Below are 24405 nucleotides of genomic sequence, written 5' to 3' on the forward strand. Positions count from 1 at the left end.
GCGAAATTATTCCCGGGAACGCGTCCCGGGAGCGGTAACAATTACGGATTTACTTTGCGGATCTGTTTGACGTCAATTTCAACAGAATTCCAGTCTTTATCGACTTCACCCTGAATCTCAACCGTATCTTTCGGCGTCACCGTCACGCCGTTCCAGCGTTTGTGGTCGATATCAACATTGATAGTACCGCTGGCATCTTTGAACACGTAGAGATCGTCAGAGATGCGTTCAACGATATTGCCGCGCAGGGTTACCCAGGTGTCGTCACGCAGGGATTTTGCGCTTTCTACAGTCGTTACGCTGCCGTTCGGCCCCTGGAATCCTCCGGCCTGACTTTGCGTTGCCGATGGGCCAGAAAAACCGCCCTGCTCTGCTGCCATCACCGGTGCGCTGCACAGGGCCATTACTGCGATTACTGCTGCGAATTTTTTCATGTTTATTACTCCCTTTAATGTCTGTTTCCGAGCATTTAACAAGATAGTCCTTAACAACTTCTTAAGGGAAAAAAATAAAATTTAGTGCTGTACAGAGCGCGTTACAACACGGTTTACTGGCAGCAAATACGGTTATCGCAGGGATGAAAAAATGCGAATTTTACTGATAGAAGATGACATGCTGATTGGCGACGGCATCAAAACGGGCCTTAGTAAAATGGGTTTTAGCGTCGACTGGTTTACACAAGGTCGTCAGGGAAAAGAGGCGCTTTATAGCGCACCTTATGATGCGGTGATCCTGGATTTAACCTTACCAGGCATGGATGGTCGCGATATTTTGCGCGAATGGCGAGAAAAAGGTCAGCGTGAGCCGGTACTGATCCTGACCGCGCGCGATGCGCTGGCGGAACGTGTAGAAGGGCTGCGTCTGGGAGCTGACGATTATCTGTGTAAACCTTTTGCGTTGATAGAAGTCGCCGCCAGGCTGGAAGCTCTGATGCGCCGAACCAACGGCCAGGCCAGCAACGAGCTGCGCCACGGTAACGTCATGCTCGACCCCGGCAAACGTATCGCCACGCTGGCTGGCGAACCCTTAACACTGAAACCAAAAGAATTTGCCCTGCTGGAATTACTGATGCGTAACGCTGGTCGGGTACTGCCGCGCAAACTGATTGAAGAGAAACTGTATACCTGGGACGAAGAGGTCACCAGTAATGCCGTTGAAGTGCATGTGCATCATCTGCGACGCAAACTCGGTAGTGATTTTATTCGTACCGTGCATGGTATTGGTTACACATTAGGTGAGAAATGAAATTTACCCAACGTCTTAGTCTGCGCGTCAGGCTGACGCTAATCTTTTTAATTCTGGCCTCGGTGACCTGGCTGCTTTCCAGCTTTGTCGCCTGGAAACAAACAACGGATAACGTCGATGAATTGTTCGACACCCAACTGATGCTGTTTGCCAAGCGGTTAAGTACGCTCGATCTCAACGAAATCAACGCGGCGGATCGCATGGCACAGACGCCAAATAGATTAAAACACGGTCATGTTGATGACGATGCGCTGACCTTTGCCATCTTTACCCACGACGGCAGAATGGTCCTTAATGATGGCGATAACGGAGAAGATATTCCCTATAGCTATCAACGGGAAGGTTTTGCTGACGGGCAACTGGTCGGTGAAGACGATCCTTGGCGTTTTGTCTGGATGACCTCACCTGATGGCAAATATCGCATCGTTGTTGGCCAGGAATGGGAATACCGTGAAGACATGGCGCTGGCGATTGTTGCCGGGCAATTGATCCCGTGGCTGGTCGCACTGCCGATTATGTTAATCATCATGATGGTACTACTGGGTCGTGAACTCGCGCCGCTGAACAAACTGGCGCTGGCACTACGTATGCGTGACCCTGACTCGGAAAAACCACTAAACGCGACTGGCGTACCCAGCGAAGTGCGGCCACTGGTTGAGTCGCTAAATCAACTGTTCGCCCGCACACATGCGATGATGGTTCGTGAACGACGCTTTACCTCCGACGCAGCTCACGAACTTCGTAGCCCGTTAACGGCGCTGAAAGTGCAAACCGAAGTTGCGCAGCTCTCTGACGATGATCCGCAGGCGCGGAAAAAAGCACTGCTCCAATTACATTCCGGGATCGATCGCGCTACTCGTCTGGTTGATCAACTGCTCACGCTATCGCGGCTGGACTCACTGGATAACCTTCAGGACGTCGCGGAGATCCCGCTTGAAGATCTCCTGCAATCGTCGGTGATGGATATTTACCACACGGCGCAGCAGGCGAAAATTGACGTGCGACTGACACTCAATGCCCACAGCATCAAACGCACCGGGCAACCGCTATTGCTAAGTTTGTTGGTGCGAAATTTGCTGGATAACGCCGTGCGCTACAGTCCACAGGGCAGCGTGGTAGACGTCACGCTGAATGCTGATAATTTCATCGTGAGGGATAACGGCCCCGGTGTGACACCAGAGGCACTGGCGCGAATTGGCGAACGCTTCTATCGCCCACCCGGACAAACCGCTACCGGCAGCGGGCTTGGGCTATCGATTGTCCAGCGAATCGCCAAATTGCATGGCATGAATGTTGAATTTGGGAATGCGGAACAAGGTGGATTTGAGGCGAAGGTAAGCTGGTAACTTCTCTGTCTATGAGAGCCGTTAAAACGACTCTCATAGATTTTACTAATAGCAAAATATAAACCGTCCCCAAAAAAGCCACCAACCACAAACCAGACAAATACCGAGCGAGAATACATATACCCAAAACTCGAACATTTCCCGCATAAAGAGTTTTCTTAAGATAAGAATAATAAGTGGCGTAAGAAGAAAAAATGCTGCAATCATTGCTTGCAATATACGATCTCCGCCTGAAACGGAAGGTATACTGCAAATATTTCCTCCCGACTCAAGCATCCAGTCATACTTATTGAAAGCAAAAAAAGAATCTATTAACCAATAAGTAAGCATTATATATAGCAATGCTTCAAATATTGTTTTAATTTTCTGCTTTAACATATATCAGTACGCTCATAAAAATCCATTTATAATTATCAACATGACACGTTGATACTTTCATCTTTTACTTATTCAAAGCCATATTTTCAATCCCCAAAAAAACCGAACCAAACGTGTAAATTATTCCGGTGCGAGTAAGAATTATGAGGAATGGCTATCAGTATTGTCATTTTCAGAAAATATTTATCCTGCATCGGTGAGTCAGAGTAAGATCAGACTTTTGCTAAATTCGCAAAAGACTTTGCACATTTTGCTAATTTCACCGTACCGCTCTGTGACGTACTATAGTCGGCAAACGTCTCACCTTGAGGTTAAAAAATGAGCAACATCCTGATTATCAACGGCGCGAAAAAATTCGCCCACTCCAATGGTCAACTGAACGACACCCTGACCGAAGTCGCGGATGGCACACTGCGCGACCTTGGGCATGATGTCCGCATCGTTCGCGCCGACAGCGACTACGATGTCAAAGCGGAAGTACAAAACTTTCTCTGGGCTGATGTGGTGATCTGGCAGATGCCAGGCTGGTGGATGGGCGCGCCGTGGACAGTGAAAAAATACATTGATGATGTATTCACCGAAGGTCACGGGACGCTGTATGCCAGCGATGGTCGTACCCGCAAAGATCCGTCGAAAAAATACGGTTCCGGCGGCCTGGTACAGGGCAAAAAATATATGCTTTCTCTGACCTGGAACGCACCAATGGAAGCCTTCACCGAAAAAGATCAGTTCTTCCACGGCGTTGGCGTTGACGGTGTGTATCTGCCGTTCCATAAAGCAAACCAATTCCTCGGTATGGAACCGCTGCCGACATTTATCGCTAATGACGTGATAAAAATGCCTGATGTTCCCCGCTATACTGAAGAATATCGCAAGCATCTTGTGGAAATTTTTGGTTAACTAGAGCTCAGGCTTTAGAAGGAGTTAACCATGCTTACCGTAATCGCAGAAATCCGTACTCGTCCTGGTCAACATCACCGTCAGGCGGTATTGGATCAGTTTGCTAAAATCGTTCCAACCGTACTGAAAGAAGAAGGTTGCCACGGCTATGCGCCAATGGTGGATTGCGCAGCTGGCGTGAGTTTCCAGTCTATGGCACCGGATTCTATCGTGATGATTGAGCAGTGGGAAAGCATCGCGCATCTTGAAGCGCATCTGCAAACCCCGCACATGAAGGCGTATAGCGAAGCCGTAAAAGGTGACGTGCTGGAGATGAATATCCGTATTCTGCAGCCAGGGATTTAATCCTGCCTTGTTTGCCCGGCCATCCTGACCGGGCAATGTTCTTTCCTTTAAACCTCAATCTCCGCCATGTCGCCTTTCTCTTGCAACCAGTTGCGGCGATCTTCCGAGCGTTTCTTCGCCAGCAGCATATCCATCATCGCGTCAGTACGCTGATCGTCTTCATCATCGATAGTCAACTGCACCAGACGGCGAGTGTTCGGATCAAGCGTGGTTTCGCGCAATTGCATCGGGTTCATTTCCCCCAGACCTTTAAAACGCTGGACGTTCGGCTTGCCTTTCTTGCGTTTTAATTGCTCAAGTACGCCCTCTTTCTCTTCTTCCGTCAGCGCGTAATAAACCTCTTTCCCGAGATCAATACGGTAGAGCGGTGGCAGTGCGACGTAAACGTGACCGTGTTTCACCAACGCGCGGAAATGTTTTACGAACAAAGCGCAGAGCAGCGTGGCAATGTGCAGACCATCAGAGTCCGCATCCGCGAGGATACAGATTTTGCCATAACGAAGCTGGCTCAGATCGTCGCTGTCAGGATCGATACCGATCGCTACCGAAATATCGTGCACTTCCTGCGAAGCCAGCACTTCGTCGGAAGAGACTTCCCAGGTGTTAAGGATCTTACCTTTCAGTGGCATGATCGCCTGATATTCGCGATCGCGCGCCTGCTTGGCAGATCCGCCTGCGGAGTCACCTTCCACAAAGAACAGCTCGGTACGGTTAAGGTCCTGCGCGGTACAATCAGCCAGTTTGCCAGGCAACGCCGGGCCGCTGGTCAGCTTTTTACGCACCACTTTTTTGGCCGCACGCATACGGCGCTGGGCGCTGGAAATCGCCATCTCCGCCAGCAGTTCAGCCGCCTGAACGTTCTGGTTCAGCCACAGGATAAAGGCATCTTTCACCACGCCAGAAACGAATGCCGCGCATTGACGCGAAGAGAGACGCTCTTTCGTCTGCCCGGCAAACTGCGGATCCTGCATTTTTACTGACAGCACATAGGCGCAGCGATCCCAGATATCTTCCGCCGACAGCTTTACACCGCGCGGCAGAATATTGCGGTATTCACAGAACTCACGCATCGCGTCCAACAGGCCCTGACGCAGACCATTAACATGGGTACCGCCCTGCATCGTTGGGATAAGGTTGACGTAGCTTTCGGTCAGCAGTTCACCGCCTTCCGGCAGCCACTGTAGCGCCCAGTCCACAGCTTCAGTATCACCAGCGAAATTACCGATAAACGGTTTTTCCGGCAGCGTCGGCAGACCATTTACCGCTTCCGCCAGGTAATCATTCAGACCGTCCTGATAGCACCAGCGTTGTTCGGTATTGTTGATCTCATCTTTAAAAGTGATCTCAACGCCAGGGCACAATACCGCTTTGGCTTTCAGCACATGCGTCAGGCGTGAAACAGAAAATCGCGGGCTGTCAAAGAAGGTTTCATCCGGCCAGAAGTGCACACTGGTACCAGTATTGCGTTTACCGCAAGTGCCGACAACCTGTAAATCCTGCACCTTTTCGCCATTTTCAAAGGCGATGTTATAAACCTGACCATCGCGGCGCACGTTAACTTCTACGCGCTTCGACAGGGCGTTAACCACCGAAATCCCCACGCCATGCAGGCCGCCAGAGAACTGGTAATTTTTGTTAGAGAATTTACCGCCTGCATGCAGACGGCAAAGAATCAGTTCAACCGCCGGTACACCCTCTTCCGGGTGAATATCCACCGGCATCCCGCGCCCATCGTCAATAACTTCTAACGACTGGTCAGCATGTAAAATAACGTCCACGCGTTTTGCGTGACCCGCCAGTGCTTCATCCACACTGTTATCAATGACTTCTTGCCCCAAATGGTTAGGGCGAGTGGTATCGGTATACATCCCCGGACGGCGGCGAACCGGCTCAAGCCCGGTGAGTACCTCAATGGCATCAGCGTTATAAGTTTGCGTCATGGTTTAAGTTAGTAATTCGAGTTGATCGTCAGAGATGGTGCAGACCAAGAAAATCGACGATCGGGTTGAAATAATCTTCGAAGCCCGTGAATGCGTGGTTGCCGCCTTCTATGACAGTCTGGCGGCAGGAAGCGTAGTACGCCACCGCCTGGCGGTAATCCAGCACTTCATCTCCCGTCTGTTGCAGCAGCCAGATCAAATCCGGCGCTTCCAGCGGGTCAATCTGCATGACTTTAAGATCGTAAATATGGCGTGACTCTAGCACATATTGCTGCCCGGTGTAGGGGTTCTCGTTCTGACCGAGATAGTCCGTCAGCAGTTCAAACGGGCGCACCGCCGGGTTTACCACCACTGCGGGCAGCATAAAACATTGTGACAACCAGGTGGCGTAATATCCCCCCAGTGACGAACCGACAATACCCAGCGAATCACCGCCATGTTCTAGGACAATGGATTCCAGCAGCTCTGCCGCGTCGGAAGGATACGGCGGCAACTGCGGAATGATCATCTCAACGTCAGGGTGATGTTCCGCCAGCCAGTTTTTTAACAAGCTCGCTTTTGCAGAGCGCGGCGAGCTGTTGAAACCGTGTAAATAAAGAAGCGTAGACATCAGTAGCCTTCTGAAGCGGTATCAGGTTGGAAACGTGTGTCCGCCAGGCGATGCACCTCGGTGGTCAGCGTGCCATCAGCATGTAACTCGAGAGTACGCCAGCCGGGCGCGATGGTATCCAGCGTAAAGTTGGAACAGTGCGGCTTAAACTGCACACAGGTCGACGGCGTTGCCAGCAGGCGGCGACCATTCCAGTCGAGATCCAGCTCCTGATGAATATGACCGCACAGCAAGTATTTGACGTGCGGAAACTTCGCCAGCACGGTATCCAGTTCGCCCGCGTTACGCAGACTGTGTTGATCGAGCCAACTACAACCCGCAGGTAGCGGATGATGATGCAGCAGCAGCAACGTATGGCGTTCTGGCGCATCGGCCAGTTTACGTTCCAGCCACTCAAGCTGAAACTCGCTCAGCTCACCGTGCGGCACGCCAAACACCTGGCTATCCAGCAACAGGATTTGCCATTGCTCACCAATAAACACGCGCTTCGCCGGGGAGATACCCGCATCCTGTAACGCGCTGTACATCGCGGGCTGGAAATCGTGGTTGCCCGGCAGCCAGACGCAGGGCGCACGAAAACTTGCGATGCCTTCAGCGAAATGCTGATAGGCCGCAGAGGATTGATCCTGCGCTAAATCACCTGTCGCGACAATCAGGTCGAATTCGTGCTGGTGTGGCCGAATCGCCTCCAGCACCGCCTGGTAACTCTCCCAGGTGTTTACCCCTAACAGGGCTTCGTGCTTTTGTGCAAACAGGTGAGTGTCGGTAATTTGTAAAATCCTGACTCTGGCCTCACCAGCCAGAGGAAGGGTTAACAGGCTTTCCAAATGGTGTCCTTAGGTTTCACGACGCTAATAAACCGGAATCGCCATCGCTCCATGTGCTAAACAGTATCGCAACCAGTCCGCTAAAAACTGATTAATTTGATGCTTTTCGTCGCGTTGATGCAACTTTTTATTAGGATAATCATACCGCGCTTTGAAGCGAAAAATCTGCTGGCTTGAACACACTTCAGCCACCATCGCGTCATGATACAGACGCACCGTCATTGACGGAAGGCTCCAGTAACTGATCGCGGGCGCAGTCTGTTCTATTGTCACCAGGGTAGTGTATCGGGTCGATTCCACAATCGTCAGCCGATATTGTGCGTTTGCCACCTGATAGCTTACAGTTTCGCCGGGTGCGTCATTGCGCGGTAACAAACGGCGCAATTGTGAAAAGTTCATCTCGCACAGGCGCATCATTTCAGGAAAGTCAGGTGTGTAACGCTTCATTTATGCCCACTCATTTTTTAACGCTTGATGATGCAGCTGCAGCCATTGCAAAGCGATGACCGACGCTGCGTTGTCGATTTTCCCCTCTTCTACCCACTGGTATGCCTGTTCCCGGCTTACCACATGAACGCGAATATCTTCGTTTTCATCAGCCAGACCGTGAATACCGCTTGCGGTCGTGGCGTCCACTTCGCCCACCATAATTGACGAACGCTCACTGGTGCCCCCCGGGCTTGCCAGGAAACTTAACACCGGTTTGGTCCGTTTGACTATCAGTCCCGCCTCTTCAATCGCTTCGCGACGGGCAACATCTTCCACACTTTCACCCTCTTCAATCATCCCGGCAACCATCTCCAGTAGCCAAGGGGTTTCGCTGGTGTCGTACGCGGCAATCCGAATCTGCTCAATCAGCACAACTTCATCACGCACTGGGTCAAAGGGTAGCAAGACTGCGGCGTGACCGCGCTCAAAAATTTCCCGCCGCACCTCATGACTCATTTGCCCGTTGAATAGACGATGACGAAATCTATAAAGATCTAATGAAAAAAAGCCGCGATAAAGTGTTTCTCGTGCAATAATTTCTACATCGTTTTTGCCAAATGTAACGGGCAGGTTGTCTGGCTTAAGCATTGTTAATGTCCTGGCACTAATAGTGAATTAAATGTGAATTTCAGCGACGTTTGACTGCCGTTTGAGCAGTCATATGTTAAATTGAGGCACATTAACGCCCTATGGCACGTAACGCCAACCTTTTGCGGTAGCGGCTTCTGCTAGAATCCGCAATAATTTTACAGTTTGATCGCGCTAAATACTGCTTCACCACAAGGAATGCAAATGAAGAAATTGCTCCCCATTCTTATCGGCCTGAGCCTTTCTGGGTTCAGTTCGTTGAGCCAGGCCGAGAACCTGATGCAAGTTTATCAGCAAGCACGCCTTAGTAACCCGGAATTGCGTAAGTCTGCCGCCGATCGTGATGCTGCCTTTGAAAAAATTAATGAAGCGCGCAGTCCATTACTGCCACAGCTAGGTTTAGGTGCAGATTACACCTATAGCAACGGCTACCGCGACGCGAACGGCATCAACTCTAACGCGACCAGTGCGTCCTTGCAGTTAACTCAATCCATTTTTGATATGTCGAAATGGCGTGCGTTAACGCTGCAGGAAAAAGCAGCAGGGATTCAGGACGTCACGTATCAGACCGATCAGCAAACCTTGATCCTCAACACCGCGACCGCTTATTTCAACGTGTTGAATGCTATTGACGTTCTTTCCTATACACAGGCACAAAAAGAAGCGATCTACCGTCAATTAGATCAAACCACCCAACGTTTTAACGTGGGCCTGGTAGCGATCACCGACGTGCAGAACGCCCGCGCACAGTACGATACCGTGCTGGCGAACGAAGTGACCGCACGTAATAACCTTGATAACGCGGTAGAGCAGCTGCGCCAGATCACCGGTAACTACTATCCGGAACTGGCTGCGCTGAATGTCGAAAACTTTAAAACCGACAAACCACAGCCGGTTAACGCGCTGCTGAAAGAAGCCGAAAAACGCAACCTGTCGCTGTTACAGGCACGCTTGAGCCAGGACCTGGCGCGCGAGCAAATTCGCCAGGCGCAGGATGGTCACTTACCGACTCTGGATTTAACGGCTTCTACCGGGATTTCTGACACCTCTTATAGCGGTTCGAAAACCCGTGGTGCCGCTGGTACCCAGTATGACGATAGCAATATGGGCCAGAACAAAGTTGGCCTGAGCTTCTCGCTGCCGATTTATCAGGGCGGAATGGTTAACTCGCAGGTGAAACAGGCACAGTACAACTTTGTCGGTGCCAGCGAGCAACTGGAAAGTGCCCATCGTAGCGTCGTGCAGACCGTGCGTTCCTCCTTCAACAACATTAATGCATCTATCAGTAGCATTAACGCCTACAAACAAGCCGTAGTTTCCGCTCAAAGCTCATTAGACGCGATGGAAGCGGGCTACTCGGTCGGTACGCGTACCATTGTTGATGTGTTGGATGCGACCACCACGTTGTACAACGCCAAGCAAGAGCTGGCGAATGCGCGTTATAACTACCTGATTAATCAGCTGAATATTAAGTCAGCTCTGGGTACGTTGAACGAGCAGGATCTGCTGGCACTGAACAATGCGCTGAGCAAACCGGTTTCCACTAATCCGGAAAACGTTGCACCGCAAACGCCGGAACAGAATGCTATTGCTGATGGTTATGCGCCTGATAGCCCGGCACCAGTCGTTCAGCAAACATCCGCACGCACTACCACCAGTAACGGTCATAACCCTTTCCGTAACTGATGACGACGACGGGGCTTCGGCCCCGTCTGAACGTAAGGCAACGTAAAGATACGGGTTATCTGCCGCATTCTTCCCCCTTCTCGCTTCAATTTCGACCAGCCATCCTCTATTCTGATGGGTATTTACCACTGGTCCCGGAAGACAAAAATGAAACGGACAAAATCCATACGCCACGCATCGTTCCGCAAAAACTGGAGCGCACGCCATCTGACACCAGTCGCTCTCGCGGTTGCCACTGTTTTTATGCTGGCTGGCTGTGAAAAGAGTGATGAAACAGTGTCTCTCTATCAAAATGCTGACGACTGTTCAGCTGCAAACCCAGGCAAAAGCGCCGAATGTACCACCGCGTACAACAATGCGCTGAAAGAAGCCGAACGTACTGCGCCGAAATACGCCACCCGTGAAGACTGTGTTGCTGAATTTGGTGAAGGTCAGTGCCAGCAGGCACCAGCCCAGGCTGGCATGGCACCAGAAAACCAGGCGCAGGCCCAGCAATCCAGCGGGAGTTTCTGGATGCCGCTGATGGCCGGTTACATGATGGGGCGTCTGATGGGCGGCGGCGCGGGATTTGCACAGCAGCCGCTGTTCTCCTCGAAAAACCCAGCCAGTCCGGCTTACGGTAAATATACCGACGCGACGGGTAAAAACTATGGCGCAGCCCAGCCAGGCCGCACCATGACCGTACCGAAGACGGCAATGGCACCAAAACCGGCGACCACCACTACCGTTACCCGTGGCGGTTTTGGTGAATCTGTTGCCAAACAAAGCACTATGCAGCGTAGTGCAACCGGTACCTCTTCTCGTTCAATGGGTGGCTGATACCGATGGAAAGAGTCAGTATTACCGAGCGCCCGGACTGGCGTGAGAAAGCCCACGAATACGGTTTCAATTTTCACACCATGTACGGCGAGCCGTACTGGTGTGAAGATGCTTACTACAAGTTGACCCTCGCCCAGGTTGAAAAGCTGGAAGAAGTCACCGCCGAACTGCACCAGATGTGCCTGAAAGTGGTGGAAAAAGTGATCGCCAGCGATGAGCTGATGACCAAATTCCGCATTCCAAAACACACCTGGAGTTTTGTGCGCCAGTCATGGCTGACGCACCAGCCATCGCTTTATTCGCGTCTTGATCTGGCGTGGGATGGCACTGGTGAACCTAAACTTCTGGAAAATAACGCCGATACGCCAACGTCACTATACGAGGCGGCGTTCTTTCAGTGGATCTGGCTGGAAGATCAGCTTAACGCCGGTAACTTGCCGGAGGGCAGCGACCAGTTTAACAGTCTGCAAGAAAAACTGATCGATCGCTTCGTTGAGCTGCGTGAACAGTATGGCTTCCAGTTGCTGCATCTCACCTGCTGTCGCGACACGGTGGAAGATCGCGGAACCATTCAGTATTTGCAGGACTGCGCAACGGAAGCTGAAATTGCTACTGAGTTCCTCTACATCGATGATATCGGGTTAGGTGAAAAAGGTCAGTTCACGGATTTACAGGATCAGGTAATTTCCAACCTGTTCAAACTGTATCCGTGGGAATTTATGTTGCGTGAGATGTTCTCAACCAAGCTGGAGGATGCAGGCGTACGCTGGCTGGAACCGGCGTGGAAGAGCATTATCTCCAACAAGGCACTTCTACCGCTACTGTGGGAGATGTTCCCGAATCACCCGAACCTGCTGCCCGCTTATTTTGCGGAAGATGATCATCCGCAAATGGAAAAATATGTGGTTAAACCGATCTTCTCCCGTGAAGGCGCAAACGTGTCGATCATTGAGAACGGCAAAACCATTGAAGCAGCGGAAGGTCCGTATGGCGAAGAAGGGATGATTGTTCAGCAATTCCACCCGTTACCGAAATTCGGCGACAGCTATATGCTGATTGGTAGCTGGCTGGTGAACGATCAACCCGCCGGAATTGGCATTCGTGAAGACCGTGCATTGATCACCCAGGATATGTCTCGGTTTTATCCACATATTTTTGTTGAATAAGCCACGATACCGGATGGCACTCGCCATCCGGTAATTGTTAGCCTATCTGCACCGACAGCATACTCAGGCTGCCCATTTCTATACCCTCAACCGGAATGGTAATTGGCTCCTGCCCATCCCACGCACCTAACACATACAACAACGGCAAATAATGCTCTGGCGTTGGGTTCGATAACGTGCCACCTTCATGGTCGAGGTAATTCACCAGAGGATGTTGTTCCACTGGCCCTTGCCACGTCAGATTCGCTTTCACATACTCATTAAACGACGTCGCCCACGGATACGGTGAACTATCACCGTGCCACTTCACTGTGCGCAGGTTATGCACCACGTTACCGCTGGCGACCAACATTATTCCTTCATCTCGCAGCGCTGCCAGTTTGCGCCCCATTTCGAAATGCCAGGCGGCAGGTTTGCTACTGTCGATACTCAACTGCACCATCGGGATATCAGCGTCAGGATACATCTTAATCAGCACGCCCCACGAGCCGTGGTCAAAGCCCCAGGCTTCTTTATCCAGCGTCACCGGGATCGGCGCTAACAGCTCAACCAGACGCTGTGCCAGCGCAGGCGAACCCGGAGCAGGATAATGCGTATCGTACAGCGCCTGCGGGAAGCCACCAAAGTCATGAATCGTGGGCGGCGTCTCCATCGCGGTCACTCCTGTTCCACGGGTAAACCAGTGAGCCGAAACCACCACAATCGCTTGCGGGCGTGGCAATGTCATCCCCAACTTCTGCCAGCTGCGGGTATACAAATTATCTTCCAGCACGTTCATCGGACTACCGTGACCTAAAAACAATGCTGGCATACGTGTTGAAGACATGATGATATCCTTAACTAAAGGTGTCATTTTGATATCCTCACAATACGCTTGTTCGGCGGAGTAAGAACCCGGATAACAATGATGATGATCATCAGTTATTTTGACGATCTGCCTGAAGGTGAAGATTTATAAGGAGTTGTCGATGTCAGTACCTCTCATTCTGACCATACTGGCGGGGGCAGCCACGTTTATTGGCGCGTTTCTCGGCGTTCTCGGGCAAAAACCCTCGAACCGCTTACTGGCGTTTTCGCTAGGTTTTGCGGCGGGGATCATGTTGCTCATCTCATTAATGGAAATGCTTCCTGCCGCACTAGCAGCTGAAGGAATGTCGCCTGTGTTGGGTTATGGAATGTTTATCTTCGGTCTGCTTGGCTATTTTGGCCTGGACCTCATGTTGCCACATGCTCATCCGCAGGATTTAATGCAAAAATCGGTGCAGCCGTTGCCAAAATCGATCAAGCGCACAGCCATTCTGCTCACTCTCGGCATCAGTCTGCATAACTTCCCGGAAGGGATTGCCACCTTTGTCACGGCGAGCAGCAACCTGGAGCTGGGATTTGGCATCGCACTGGCCGTCGCGTTGCACAATATCCCTGAAGGTCTGGCAGTGGCAGGCCCGGTTTATGCGGCAACGGGGTCTAAACGCACCGCGATTCTGTGGGCGGGGATTTCTGGACTAGCAGAAATTCTTGGTGGTGTGCTGGCGTGGTTAATCCTCGGTAGCATGATTTCCCCGGTGGTCATGGCGGCAATCATGGCGGCGGTTGCAGGAATTATGGTGGCGCTCTCGGTTGATGAATTAATGCCGCTCGCCAAAGAGATTGACCCTAATAATAACCCCAGCTATGGCGTACTATGTGGAATGTCAGTGATGGGATTCAGTTTAGTGCTGCTACAAACGGCGGGAATTGGTTAAAAACAACATCAGAAGTTGTCCAGCGCATGGACAACTTCTGCCAGCTTCACGAAAGCCTTATTCTACCTTTTCGGCTGTCTCTTCTCTCGTACTGTTTAAGTATTTGTTCCGCGCTTCAAGCAGTGCGTCTCTGTCCTGGCGAAACGCCCGACAATAACGTTTCAAATGCAGGAAATAACCCACCACAACCAGAGCAATCAATACAATCCAGTACCAGGCGATAAACATCCTTTTACCCTTAATATTTAACAATACTAAACATTTAGCGTATAAATTTCACATATCCTTTTTCGGATATATTCATATGGTCGCATAATAACGGAACAATTATATGATTTTGATCATAATGAAAAAGAATGCCTGATATTAATGAAATTTTCTCATAGAAAGAGAAGCGGAATTAACATCTTGCATAGCAGGGAAAAATAAAAACCGAAGCCTGCTACAACTTCGGTTTCTTGATTAAGGCAGTAAATTAAGCAGCGGTTTTCAGCTGGCTTTACGCTCATGTGCCTGACGGTATGCCACCAGGTCTTCAATAGTCACGAGCGCCATATTGTGTTTATTGGCAAACTCAATACACTCTGGTGCACGCGCCATCGTGCCATCGTCATTAGTCAGCTCACACAGTACACCAGCCGGTTTAAAGCCTGCCAGCGTCATCAGATCAATAGTTGCTTCAGTATGACCGCCACGCGTCAGTACACCACCTGCCTGAGCGCGAAGTGGGAAAACGTGGCCAGGACGATTCAGATCTGACGGTTTTGCGCCATCGGCAATCGCTGCGCGAACGGTCGTAATACGGTCAGCGGCAGAAACACCGGTAGTCACACCTTCAGCTGCTTCAATGGTCACGGTAAAACCGGTGCCATAGGCGCTGGTGTTATTTTCTACCATCATTGGCAGATCGAGTTGTTTACGGCGATCTTCAGTAATGCACAGGCAAACAATACCGCTACCGTGGCGAATGGTCAGCGCCATCTGCTCAACAGTCATGGTTTCTGCCGGGAAGATCATATCACCTTCGTTTTCACGGTCTTCATCATCAAGCACCATTACACCGCGTCCTTCACGCAGCGCAGCCAGTGCATTTTCAACACGTTCGAAAGGCGTACCAAAAGAGGAAAGTAGCGTCTGATTCATGGTAAAAAAACCTCACTAAAATTATGGTTACCAGAATCAGGGCAGTCTTAGGAGTGGCGGCATATAGCCAAAATAACGTGAGCGGGTCCATGCCCGACAGAATCGTTACTCTCTCCCATCCGGACTCTAACCGTCGGCCCCGGAATTACACCGGATCTGCTGTCCTTTGAGTTCGCACCCAAAGCGCTCGCGGGCTTTCAACTGAGTTGATTTACCGCCGGTGGGGAATTTCGCCCCGCCCTGAGAATAAGCGGATTCACTATAACGCTAATGATTAGCGGCAGCAACGCATAGCTTCACATAATTCTGGTTTATGACTTACCCTTATCGCACTACAATGGCACTCAACACCTATCAGTACAGGGAAACTACAATGATTGACCCGAAAAAAATTGAGCAAATCGCTCGCCAGGTTCACGAATCAATGCCTAAAGGAATCAGGGAGTTCGGGGAAGATGTGGAGAAAAAAATCCGCCAAACCCTACAAGCGCAGCTGACGCGCCTCGACCTTGTAAGCCGTGAAGAGTTCGACGTCCAAACGCAAGTCCTGTTACGGACTCGTGAAAAACTGGCGCTGCTTGAACAAAGAATCAGCGAACTGGAAAATCGCAGTACTGAGATCAAAAAGCAGCCAGATCCAGAGACTCTCCCCCCAACGCTGTAAACATTCGTCTTTAATGCACTGTAAATTATGAATTAATCCTCTAATTTATAGTGCTTTCTATTACCTTATCGCGTAATCCCATTCAGAAAACCATCACAAAAATGAATGAGTACAATTGAAAGTATAATTGCAATGTATTTTTTAAGTTTTACTTAATCGATATTTAGATAAACTAATTATATAAAAAACACAAAATAAAATATCATATTTCAATGATTAGTAGTCCTTAAATAACAGTTACTAATCATTCTCTTTTCTACTTATCTTTATATAAAGGAATATTATGTCCGCTTTTAAAAAGTCACTTCTTGTTGCTGGCGTAGCAATGATTCTTTCCAATAACGTGTTTGCTGATGAAGGTCACGGTATTGTTAAATTTAAAGGTGAAGTTATCTCTGCTCCATGTTCTATTAAACCAGGTGACGAAGATTTAACTGTAAATCTGGGTGAAGTAGCAGATACCGTACTGAAAAGCGATCAGAAATCTTTGGCTGAACCTTTCACTATTCACCTGCAGGACTGCATGCTGAGTCAGGGTGGAACTACTTATTCAAAAGCGAAGGTTACTTTCACTACAGCAAATACCATGACGGGTCAGTCTGATCTTCTGAAAAATACCAAAGAAACTGAAATCGGCGGCGCCACTGGCGTTGGCGTACGTATTCTGGACAGCCAGAGCGGCGAAGTAACTTTAGGTACTCCGGTAGTAATTACGTTCAACAATACCAACAGCTATCAGGAACTGAATTTCAAAGCTCGTATGGAATCCCCAAGCAAAGATGCCACCCCGGGCAACGTTTACGCTCAGGCTGACTACAAGATTGCTTACGAGTAATCGCATTTGGCCGGGTTCGCCCGGCCACATCATTAACGGATTAATGATAAGTGGATCAGATGTATAAAAAATTAAAATTAACCACAATAAGCGAATTGATTAAAAATATTTATTGTTCATTATCCGTTATCATCATTGGTTGTGCGTCAGCTTATGCCGTTGAATTCAACAAAGATTTAATCGAAGCCGAAGATCGTGAAAACGTTAACCTTTCCCAATTTGAAACTGATGGCCAATTACCCGTCGGCAAATATTCACTAAGCACTCTGATTAATAATAAGAGGACGCCAATCCACCTTGACCTCCAATGGGTATTAATTGATAACCAAACTGCAGTTTGCGTGACACCAGAGCAATTAACATTATTAGGATTTACTGATGAATTTATTGAAAAAACTCAGCAAAACCTGATCGATGGTTGTTACCCTATCGAAAAAGAAAAACAAATTACAACTTATCTCGATAAAGGGAAAATGCAATTATCCATATCTGCACCTCAGGCATGGTTAAAATACAAAGATGCAAACTGGACGCCTCCTGAACTTTGGAATCATGGTATTGCTGGGGCATTTCTTGACTACAATTTATATGCCTCTCATTATGCACCACATCAGGGCGATAATTCGCAAAATATAAGTTCCTATGGGCAGGCTGGGGTTAATCTTGGGGCCTGGCGCCTGCGTACTGATTACCAGTACGATCAGTCATTTAACAATGGCAAAAGCCAGGCGACCAACCTGGATTTTCCGCGTATTTATTTGTTTCGCCCAATCCCAGCAATGAATGCAAAACTAACTATAGGTCAATACGATACTGAATCCTCTATTTTCGACTCTTTCCATTTTTCTGGCATTTCGTTGAAAAGCGATGAGAATATGTTACCGCCAGACCTACGTGGTTACGCACCGCAAATCACGGGTGTCGCACAAACGAATGCAAAGGTCACTGTCTCACAGAACAACCGTATTATTTATCAAGAAAATGTTCCTCCAGGCCCATTTGCTATTACCAATTTATTCAATACATTACAGGGGCAACTTGACGTCAAGGTTGAAGAAGAGGACGGACGCGTTACGCAATGGCAAGTTGCATCTAATAGTATTCCTTATCTGACGCGTAAAGGGCAGATTCGCTACACCACTGCTATGGGTAAACCGACCAGCGTTGGTGGTGATTCCTTACAACAACCCTTCTTCTGGACTGGTGAATTCTCATGGGGTTGGCTGAACAATGTATCCCTGTATGGTGGTTCAGTTTTAACAAACCGTGATTATCAATCTCTGGCTGCCGGCGTTGGTTTTAACCTTAACTCATTAGGTTCATTATCTTTTGATGTCACACGATCTGATGCTCAGTTGCATAATCAGGATAAAGAAACGGGTTATAGCTACCGCGCTAACTATTCAAAACGTTTTGAATCTACCGGTAGCCAGCTCACTTTCGCTGGTTACCGTTTCTCTGATAAAAACTTTGTGACAATGAATGAATATATCAATGACACTAACCATTACACGAATTATCAGAATGAAAAAGAGAGTTATATTGTCACGTTTAACCAGTATCTTGAATCATTAAGGTTAAATACATACGTAAGTTTGGCTCGTAATACTTACTGGGACGCCAGCAGTAATGTGAATTATTCATTATCACTTAGCCGCGATTTTGATATCGGGCCATTAAAAAACGTCTCCACTTCTCTAACATTTAGCCGAATAAACTGGGAAGAAGACAACCAGGATCAACTGTACCTAAATATTTCGATTCCCTGGGGAACTAGTAGAACATTGAGCTATGGTATGCAACGAAATCAGGATAATGAGATTTCGCATACTGCTTCGTGGTATGACTCTTCCGATCGAAATAATTCCTGGAGCGTTTCTGCTTCAGGCGACAATGATGAATTCAAAGATATGAAAGCGTCACTACGCGCCAGTTATCAGCATAATACCGAGAACGGTCGACTCTACCTCTCCGGTACATCACAGCGAGACAGTTATTATTCTCTGAATGCCAGTTGGAATGGTTCATTCACTGCGACTCGCCACGGTGCCGCTTTCCACGACTATAGCGGTAGTGCTGACTCGCGTTTTATGATCGACGCAGACGGCACTGAAGATATTCCGTTGAACAATAAACGCGCGGTAACTAATCGGTATGGCATCGGAGTTATTCCATCAGTCAGCAGTTACATAACAACATCATTAAGTGTTGATACCCGAAATCTGCCAGAAAATGTGGATATCGAAAACTCGGTTATCACCACCACCTTAACCGAGGGTGCTATTGGCTACGCCAAACTTGATACCCGCAAGGGCTACCAAATCATAGGGGTTATTCGCCTGGCAGATGGTAGTCATCCACCACTGGGGATTAGCGTAAAAGATGAAACCAGCCACAAAGAATTAGGACTGGTTGCTGATGGCGGCTTTGTATACCTCAACGGCATTCAGGATGATAACAAACTTGCTTTACGCTGGGGTGACAAATCTTGTTTTATTCAACCACCCAATAGCAGCAACTTAACCACCGGAACGGCTATTTTACCGTGTATTAGCCAAAATTAATTCAGGATGAAACTAATGCGCTACTTAAATACAAAGAATATCATTGCAGCAGGAGTATTACTCTCCTGTATGAGCAGCATTGCCTGGGGTGCCATCATCCCGGATCGTACCCGTATCATAATGAATGAGTCAGATAAAGGCGAAGCATTAAAACTTACTAATCAAAGTAAAAACCTGCCCTATCTGGCCCAAACATGGATAGAAGATACGAAAGGCAATAAATCGCGTGACTTTATTGTCACTGTTCCTCCAATGGTGCGTTTAAATCCCAGTGAGCAAATTCAAATAAGAATGATAACTCAGGAAAAAATTGCTCAACTTCCTAAAGACAGAGAAACGCTCTTCTATTTTAACGTGCGAGAAATACCGCCCAAAACAGATAAAAAAAATGTGATGCAAGTCACTATGCAGCACGCATTGAAACTATTCTGGCGGCCAAAAGCCATTGAATTAGAAGACGATGGGGTAATGACTTACGAAAAAGTTGAAATCATTCGTAGAAATGACGGTTCGATCCGCTTTAACAATAAGATGCCTTATCACGTTACGCTGGGTTATATCGGAACAAATGGGGTAACGATGTTACCACAAACGCAAAGCTTAATGGTAACCCCTTTTAGCTATGCAAATACGCAGTTTAAAAATGTTCCGTCAACTTTTCAGGTGGGTTATATCAATGACTTTGGTGGATTAAGTTTTTATGAAATAAACTGCCCTGTAGTAAATAACATTTGTAATATTTCTGTAGCCAACCGAGATCAATAATATGCGCTACTTGTTAATTGTTATTACTTTTTTTATGGGTTTTAGTTCATTACCTGCATGGGCAATGGACTGCTATGCTGAACATGAAGGTGGAAATACCGTTGTCATTGGTTACGTACCAAGAATCTCTATCCCCAGCGATGGTAAAAAAGGTGATAAAATCTGGCAAAGCAGTGAATATTTTATGAATGTTTTCTGTAATAATGCACTACCAGGCCCATCTCCAGGAGAAGAATACCCATCTGCATGGGCAAATATAATGATGTTGTTAGCATCAGGTCAAGACTTTTATAATCAAAACTCTTATACTTTCGGTGTAACTTATAATGGGGTTGATTATGATTCTACATCTCCACTACCTATTGCAGCACCTGTATGTATTGATATAAAAGGAGCCGGAACCTTCGGGAATGGCTACAAAAAGCCCGCAGTCTGTAGTGGCGGTCCTGAACCGCAATTATCAGTAACTTTTCCAGTACGAGTGCAGCTATATATTAAGCTAGCTAAAAATGCCAATAAAGTAAATAAAAAACTTGTATTACCTGACGAATATATAGCACTTGAATTTAAAGGTATGAGCGGAGCAGGTGCTATAGAAGTAGATAAAAATCTGACCTTCAGGATTCGCGGATTAAATAACATTCATGTCCTTGACTGCTTTGTTAATGTTGATCTGGAACCAGCTGATGGCGTTGTCGACTTTGGTAAAATAAATTCCCGAACAATTAAAAATACCAGCGTGAGTGAGACGTTTAGCGTAGTCATGACCAAAGATCCGGGTGCGGCCTGTACTGAGCAGTTTAATATTTTAGGGAGTTTTTTCACTACGGATATTTTGAGTGATTATAGCCATCTGGATATAGGTAATGGTCTGCTATTGAAGATATTTCATAACGATGGAACAGCAACGGAATTTAACCGCTTCTCACAATTTGCTTCTTTTTCATCGTCTAGTGCGCCTTCGGTCACCGCACCATTCAGGGCAGAACTGAGTGCGAACCCGGCAGAAACGGTTGTTGAGGGACCGTTTAGTAAAGACGTAATCCTGAAAATCACCTATAACTAGTATCTAATACAAACACTAAAACGGGCCATCAGGCCCGTTATATCAGTGCTCTAACTCCAGCTCTCTTGCCTGCATCATCTGTTGACAATACCAGGCATAACGTGCGCAAAACCAGGTTCTATGTTCTTCATCCATGTTACCAGTAACGGCCAGAATATCGACCGGGCGACCTTCTGCGTGCATTCTGGCAAAACTACGCGCCAGGAAATCGAAATTATTTAAAGAATTAAGACTATGATCCATAAGCACATCCTCCGGTTATCGCATACCTTTTAAGGCCATATGCTTTTTCTGATTTCAGTATTCCCCAATCAGTGTAGTGCCTTTAAACATAACGTGCGTAAATATATTGTCCCCGATCACACTTTTTAGTGAAAAATAAAAAACCATATTAAAAGACTTTCTCTTCCAGAACTTCTCTAACCTGTGTTATTATTAACACAGATAAATGTAAGCAAGGAAACTATTACAAAGTAAATATTGCGTCACTAAATGGACATTGGAGTGATATATGATTTTATTCGCCGACTATAACACCCCTTATCTTTTCGCTATTTCCTTTGTACTGTTGATCGGCCTGTTAGAAATTTTTGCGCTTATCTGCGGTCACATGCTCTCCGGTGCTCTTGATGCACATCTTGACCATTATGATTCTATAACCACAGGTCATATTAGCCAGGCACTTCATTATCTCAATATTGGAAGATTGCCAGCTCTCGTCGTTCTCTGCTTACTGGCTGGTTTTTTTGGTCTTATTGGCATCCTGTTGCAGCATGCCTGCATCATGGTCTGGCAATCACCACTGTCGAACCTGTTCGTGGTTCCTGTCAGTTTACTGTTTACGATTATTGCGGTGCATTATACCGGTAAAATAGTTGCGCCCTGGATTCCACGCGACCATAGTTCAGCTATTACAGAAGAAGAATATATTGGTAGCATGGCGTTAATTACCGGTCATCAAGCCACTTCAGGTAATCCCTGCGAAGGAAAACTCACCGATCAATTTGGCCAAATACATTATTTACTACTGGAGCCTGAAGAAGGAAAAATTTTCACTAAAGGAGACAAAGTGTTAATTATTTGCCGACTTTCTGCAACGCGATATTTGGCGGAAAATAATCCCTGGCCCCAAATATTGTAATTTATTAATCAAAAGGAAATTTAATAATGGATGATATTGTTAATTCTGTGCCCTCCTGGATGTTTACCGCAATTATTGCCGTATGCATTCTGTTTATTATTGGAATTATTTTCGCCAGGCTCTATCGTCGCGCTTCGGCAGAGCAAGCTTTTGTTCGTACTGGTTTAGGTGGGCAAAAAGTGGTAATGAGCGGTGGCGCAATCGTGATGCCGATCTTTCATGAAATAATCCCCATCAATATGAATACTCTGAAGCTGGAAGTCAGCCGCTCAACCATTGATAGCCTGATTACGAAAGATCGTATGCGCGTCGATGTAGTAGTCGCTTTCTTTGTGCGGGTAAAACCTTCAGTAGAAGGGATTGCCACCGCTGCCCAGACGCTGGGGCAACGCACCCTGTCGCCTGAAGACTTACGTATGTTGGTTGAAGATAAATTTGTCGATGCCCTCCGTGCAACAGCTGCGCAAATGACCATGCATGAGTTACAGGATACCCGCGAGAACTTTGTGCAGGGGGTGCAAAATACAGTGGCAGAAGACCTGTCGAAAAACGGTCTGGAACTGGAGAGCGTTTCACTTACCAACTTTAACCAGACCTCGAAAGAACATTTCAATCCGAACAATGCCTTTGACGCCGAAGGTTTAACCAAACTGACTCAGGAAACAGAGCGCCGTCGCCGCGAACGTAACGAAGTTGAACAGGATGTAGAAGTTGCGGTGCGTGAAAAAAATCGCGATGCGCTATCGCGCAAGCTGGAGATTGAACAGCAAGAAGCGTTTATGACGCTTGAGCAGGAGCAGCAGGTTAAAACCCGTACTGCCGAACAGAATGCACGTATTGCGGCTTTTGAAGCTGAACGTCGTCGTGAAGCAGAGCAGACACGAATTCTGGCTGAACGACAGATTCAGGAAACAGAAATCGACCGCGAACAGGCCGTCCGCTCAAGAAAGGTTGAAGCTGAACGTGAAGTTCGCATTAAAGAGATCGAACAGCAGCAGGTCACCGAAATCGCTAACCAGACGAAATCGATCGCTATTGCCGCCAAATCGGAACAACAGTCCCAGGCAGAAGCGCGTGCTAATCTCGCACTTGCAGAAGCGGTAAGCGCCCAACAAAACGTAGAAACCACTCGCCAGACTGCCGAAGCCGATCGTGCTAAACAAGTTGCCCTAATCGCTGCCGCGCAGGATGCAGAAACCAAAGCGGTTGAACTGACCGTGCGGGCGAAAGCAGAAAAAGAAGCCGCAGAGATGCAGGCGGCGGCTATCGTTGAGTTAGCCGAAGCTACACGTAAAAAGGGTCTGGCGGAAGCAGAAGCACAACGTGCGCTGAACGATGCTATCAACGTACTTTCTGATGAACAAACCAGCCTTAAATTCAAACTGGCCTTGTTGCAGGCGCTGCCTGCGGTAATAGAGAAATCCGTTGAGCCGATGAAGTCAATCGACGGTATCAAGATTATTCAGGTCGATGGTCTGAATCGTGGCGGCGCTGCGGGTGATGCAAACACGGGTAATGTGGGGGGCGGAAACCTGGCGGAACAAGCATTATCAGCCGCTCTCTCTTACCGCACACAGGCACCGCTGATTGACTCCTTGCTCAATGAAATTGGCGTTTCAGGCGGCTCACTGGCGGCATTGACTTCACCCTTAACCTCAACAACTCCCGTCGAAGAAAAAGCAGAGTAAACCCTCTTCCAGGAATAATCCCTGGCCCAAAAAGCCGGGGATTTTTTATATCTGCGTTCCGCTAAAAAGTGCAAATGATCAGGTTGTTGCAGCATTTTGCGTGACGGCTCGGGGAAGGAAAAACTGCATCAGAGAAAGCATTGCGTGGGGTCTGGCGCTCATCAACAATCGGGGAGTCAGCAGGGGGCTGAAACGGGAAAGCCCCTCCCGAAGAAGGGGGCCTTACAGAAGGAAAGGGTTATGATGAAGCTCGTCATCATACTGATTGTGTTGTTACTCGTAAGTTTCGCAGCTTATTAACAGCCAATCAGAGGGGGGAGAAATCCTCCCTCACCCTTGTTCCTTTACTTTAGGTTGAAAAAAAATCAGCGTCAAGAAGGTTTCATTAACACATATCCCTGGCCCAAAAAGCCGGGGATTTTTTATATCTGCGTTCCGCTAAAAGGTGCAAATGCTCA

General features: G+C 47.9%; 27 protein-coding genes and 1 riboswitch. Of the genes, 16 read left to right on the forward strand and 11 right to left on the reverse strand.

Features of this window, described 5'->3' with window-relative positions; translation table 11 throughout:
- Positions 1–41 precede the first annotated feature (41 nt).
- Positions 42–434, reverse strand: coding sequence for an OB fold stress tolerance protein YgiW (gene ygiW / locus C4F37_RS11725; RefSeq protein WP_000712658.1), 393 nt, complete (start codon positions 432–434; stop codon positions 42–44).
- Between the two features lie 151 nt (positions 435–585).
- Here ygiW and qseB point away from each other — a divergent pair, with 151 nt between their 5' ends.
- Together qseB and qseC are read left to right on the forward strand one after the other, a co-directional pair.
- Positions 586–1245 (forward strand): quorum sensing response regulator transcription factor QseB, encoded by a 660-nt coding sequence (gene qseB / locus C4F37_RS11730; RefSeq protein WP_001221493.1) that lies wholly within the window; start codon positions 586–588, stop codon positions 1243–1245.
- Positions 1242–2591, forward strand: a complete 1350-nt coding sequence (qseC, locus tag C4F37_RS11735) for a quorum sensing histidine kinase QseC (protein WP_000673402.1) — start codon at positions 1242–1244, stop codon at positions 2589–2591. Before qseB ends, qseC begins: the two co-directional genes overlap by 4 nt.
- A 45-nt stretch (positions 2592–2636) precedes the next feature.
- Here qseC and C4F37_RS11740 read toward each other — a convergent pair whose 3' ends face one another.
- Entirely contained in the window at positions 2637–2969 is a 333-nt protein-coding gene (locus C4F37_RS11740; protein WP_000917685.1) for a DUF2645 family protein, read from the reverse strand.
- A gap of 318 nt (positions 2970–3287) precedes the next feature.
- Between C4F37_RS11740 and mdaB the strand changes: the two genes are divergently transcribed.
- Entirely contained in the window at positions 3288–3869 is a 582-nt protein-coding gene (gene mdaB, locus C4F37_RS11750) for an NADPH:quinone oxidoreductase MdaB (protein ID WP_000065430.1), read from the forward strand.
- Between the two features lie 30 nt (positions 3870–3899).
- Positions 3900–4214, forward strand: coding sequence for a putative quinol monooxygenase (locus C4F37_RS11755; protein WP_000958598.1), 315 nt, complete (start codon positions 3900–3902; stop codon positions 4212–4214).
- A gap of 47 nt (positions 4215–4261) precedes the next feature.
- Here C4F37_RS11755 and parE read toward each other — a convergent pair whose 3' ends face one another.
- The 5 genes from parE to nudF are packed head-to-tail and all read right to left on the reverse strand — an operon-like array spanning position 4262 to position 8668.
- Entirely contained in the window at positions 4262–6154 is a 1893-nt protein-coding gene (gene parE, locus C4F37_RS11760; RefSeq protein WP_001774047.1) for a DNA topoisomerase IV subunit B, read from the reverse strand.
- 28 nt (positions 6155–6182) lie between these two features.
- Entirely contained in the window at positions 6183–6764 is a 582-nt protein-coding gene (yqiA, locus tag C4F37_RS11765; RefSeq protein WP_000105733.1) for an esterase YqiA, read from the reverse strand.
- The gene (gene cpdA, locus C4F37_RS11770) at positions 6764–7591 is read right to left on the reverse strand and encodes a 3',5'-cyclic-AMP phosphodiesterase (protein WP_000444747.1); all 828 of its coding nucleotides are present in this window, start codon (positions 7589–7591) and stop codon (positions 6764–6766) included. Before cpdA ends, yqiA begins: the two co-directional genes overlap by 1 nt.
- A 24-nt stretch (positions 7592–7615) precedes the next feature.
- Entirely contained in the window at positions 7616–8038 is a 423-nt protein-coding gene (locus C4F37_RS11775; protein WP_000833393.1) for a DUF1249 family protein, read from the reverse strand.
- Positions 8039–8668, reverse strand: a complete 630-nt coding sequence (nudF, locus tag C4F37_RS11780) for an ADP-ribose diphosphatase (RefSeq protein ID WP_000917117.1) — start codon at positions 8666–8668, stop codon at positions 8039–8041. It abuts the gene before it with no gap.
- 204 nt (positions 8669–8872) lie between these two features.
- Between nudF and tolC the strand changes: the two genes are divergently transcribed.
- The 3 genes from tolC (at position 8873) to C4F37_RS11800 (ending at position 12339) form a co-directional block, all read left to right on the forward strand.
- Positions 8873–10354 (forward strand): outer membrane channel protein TolC, encoded by a 1482-nt coding sequence (gene tolC / locus C4F37_RS11785; RefSeq protein WP_000735278.1) that lies wholly within the window; start codon positions 8873–8875, stop codon positions 10352–10354.
- 147 nt (positions 10355–10501) lie between these two features.
- Positions 10502–11173, forward strand: a complete 672-nt coding sequence (locus tag C4F37_RS11795; protein ID WP_000831543.1) for a DUF1190 family protein — start codon at positions 10502–10504, stop codon at positions 11171–11173.
- A 5-nt stretch (positions 11174–11178) separates the two neighbouring features.
- On the forward strand, positions 11179–12339 hold the full coding sequence (locus C4F37_RS11800; RefSeq protein ID WP_000442860.1) for a glutathionylspermidine synthase family protein: 1161 nt from the start codon (positions 11179–11181) through the stop codon (positions 12337–12339).
- A gap of 37 nt (positions 12340–12376) precedes the next feature.
- Here C4F37_RS11800 and ygiD read toward each other — a convergent pair whose 3' ends face one another.
- The gene (gene ygiD, locus C4F37_RS11805) at positions 12377–13165 is read right to left on the reverse strand and encodes a 4,5-DOPA dioxygenase extradiol (RefSeq protein WP_001320780.1); all 789 of its coding nucleotides are present in this window, start codon (positions 13163–13165) and stop codon (positions 12377–12379) included.
- Between the two features lie 142 nt (positions 13166–13307).
- Here ygiD and zupT point away from each other — a divergent pair, with 142 nt between their 5' ends.
- Positions 13308–14081, forward strand: a complete 774-nt coding sequence (gene zupT / locus C4F37_RS11810; RefSeq protein ID WP_001774048.1) for a zinc transporter ZupT — start codon at positions 13308–13310, stop codon at positions 14079–14081.
- 57 nt (positions 14082–14138) lie between these two features.
- On the opposite strand, the gene yqiD is transcribed toward zupT, so the two are convergent.
- Together yqiD and ribB are read right to left on the reverse strand one after the other, a co-directional pair.
- Positions 14139–14309, reverse strand: a complete 171-nt coding sequence (gene yqiD, locus C4F37_RS11815; protein WP_000469266.1) for a protein YqiD — start codon at positions 14307–14309, stop codon at positions 14139–14141.
- Between the two features lie 261 nt (positions 14310–14570).
- Complete coding sequence (gene ribB, locus C4F37_RS11820; protein ID WP_001076997.1) at positions 14571–15224, reverse strand: 3,4-dihydroxy-2-butanone-4-phosphate synthase; 654 nt, start codon at positions 15222–15224, stop codon at positions 14571–14573.
- A gap of 103 nt (positions 15225–15327) precedes the next feature.
- Positions 15328–15476, reverse strand: a riboswitch (FMN riboswitch).
- Between the two features lie 121 nt (positions 15477–15597).
- Between ribB and ubiK the strand changes: the two genes are divergently transcribed.
- The 5 genes from ubiK to C4F37_RS11845 all read left to right on the forward strand — a co-directional run bounded on the left by ubiK (position 15598) and on the right by C4F37_RS11845 (position 21118).
- Positions 15598–15888, forward strand: coding sequence for a ubiquinone biosynthesis accessory factor UbiK (gene ubiK / locus C4F37_RS11825; protein WP_001295626.1), 291 nt, complete (start codon positions 15598–15600; stop codon positions 15886–15888).
- A gap of 283 nt (positions 15889–16171) precedes the next feature.
- A complete protein-coding gene (locus tag C4F37_RS11830) occupies positions 16172–16723 on the forward strand; it encodes a fimbrial-like protein (protein WP_001272145.1) in 552 nt (183 codons plus the stop codon).
- Between the two features lie 59 nt (positions 16724–16782).
- Positions 16783–19287: a fimbria/pilus outer membrane usher protein gene (locus tag C4F37_RS11835; RefSeq protein WP_000277103.1), complete on the forward strand. Its 2505-nt coding sequence runs from the start codon at positions 16783–16785 to the stop codon at positions 19285–19287.
- A 15-nt stretch (positions 19288–19302) separates the two neighbouring features.
- Positions 19303–20052 carry a fimbrial biogenesis chaperone gene (locus tag C4F37_RS11840; RefSeq protein ID WP_001269824.1) on the forward strand — a complete coding sequence of 250 codons (750 nt, stop codon included), beginning with the start codon at positions 19303–19305 and terminating at the stop codon, positions 20050–20052.
- Position 20053: 1 nt separating this feature from the next.
- On the forward strand, positions 20054–21118 hold the full coding sequence (locus tag C4F37_RS11845) for a fimbrial protein (protein WP_001269802.1): 1065 nt from the start codon (positions 20054–20056) through the stop codon (positions 21116–21118).
- A gap of 42 nt (positions 21119–21160) precedes the next feature.
- Here the strand turns inward: C4F37_RS11845 and glgS are convergent, their stop codons facing one another.
- Positions 21161–21361 (reverse strand): cell surface composition regulator GlgS, encoded by a 201-nt coding sequence (gene glgS, locus C4F37_RS11850; protein ID WP_000350095.1) that lies wholly within the window; start codon positions 21359–21361, stop codon positions 21161–21163.
- Between the two features lie 268 nt (positions 21362–21629).
- Here glgS and C4F37_RS11855 point away from each other — a divergent pair, with 268 nt between their 5' ends.
- The 3 genes from C4F37_RS11855 (at position 21630) to C4F37_RS11865 (ending at position 24247) form a co-directional block, all read left to right on the forward strand.
- The gene (locus tag C4F37_RS11855; protein ID WP_000599926.1) at positions 21630–22259 is read left to right on the forward strand and encodes an OB-fold-containig protein; all 630 of its coding nucleotides are present in this window, start codon (positions 21630–21632) and stop codon (positions 22257–22259) included.
- 26 nt (positions 22260–22285) lie between these two features.
- Positions 22286–23947: a flotillin family protein gene (locus C4F37_RS11860; protein WP_001311137.1), complete on the forward strand. Its 1662-nt coding sequence runs from the start codon at positions 22286–22288 to the stop codon at positions 23945–23947.
- Between the two features lie 240 nt (positions 23948–24187).
- Complete coding sequence (locus C4F37_RS11865; protein ID WP_001387081.1) at positions 24188–24247, forward strand: type I toxin-antitoxin system Ibs family toxin; 60 nt, start codon at positions 24188–24190, stop codon at positions 24245–24247.
- Positions 24248–24405: the final 158 nt, after the last annotated feature.

This window comes from Escherichia sp. R1 (assembly GCF_003000935.1).
Classification (GTDB): Bacteria; Pseudomonadota; Gammaproteobacteria; order Enterobacterales; family Enterobacteriaceae; genus Escherichia; species Escherichia coli.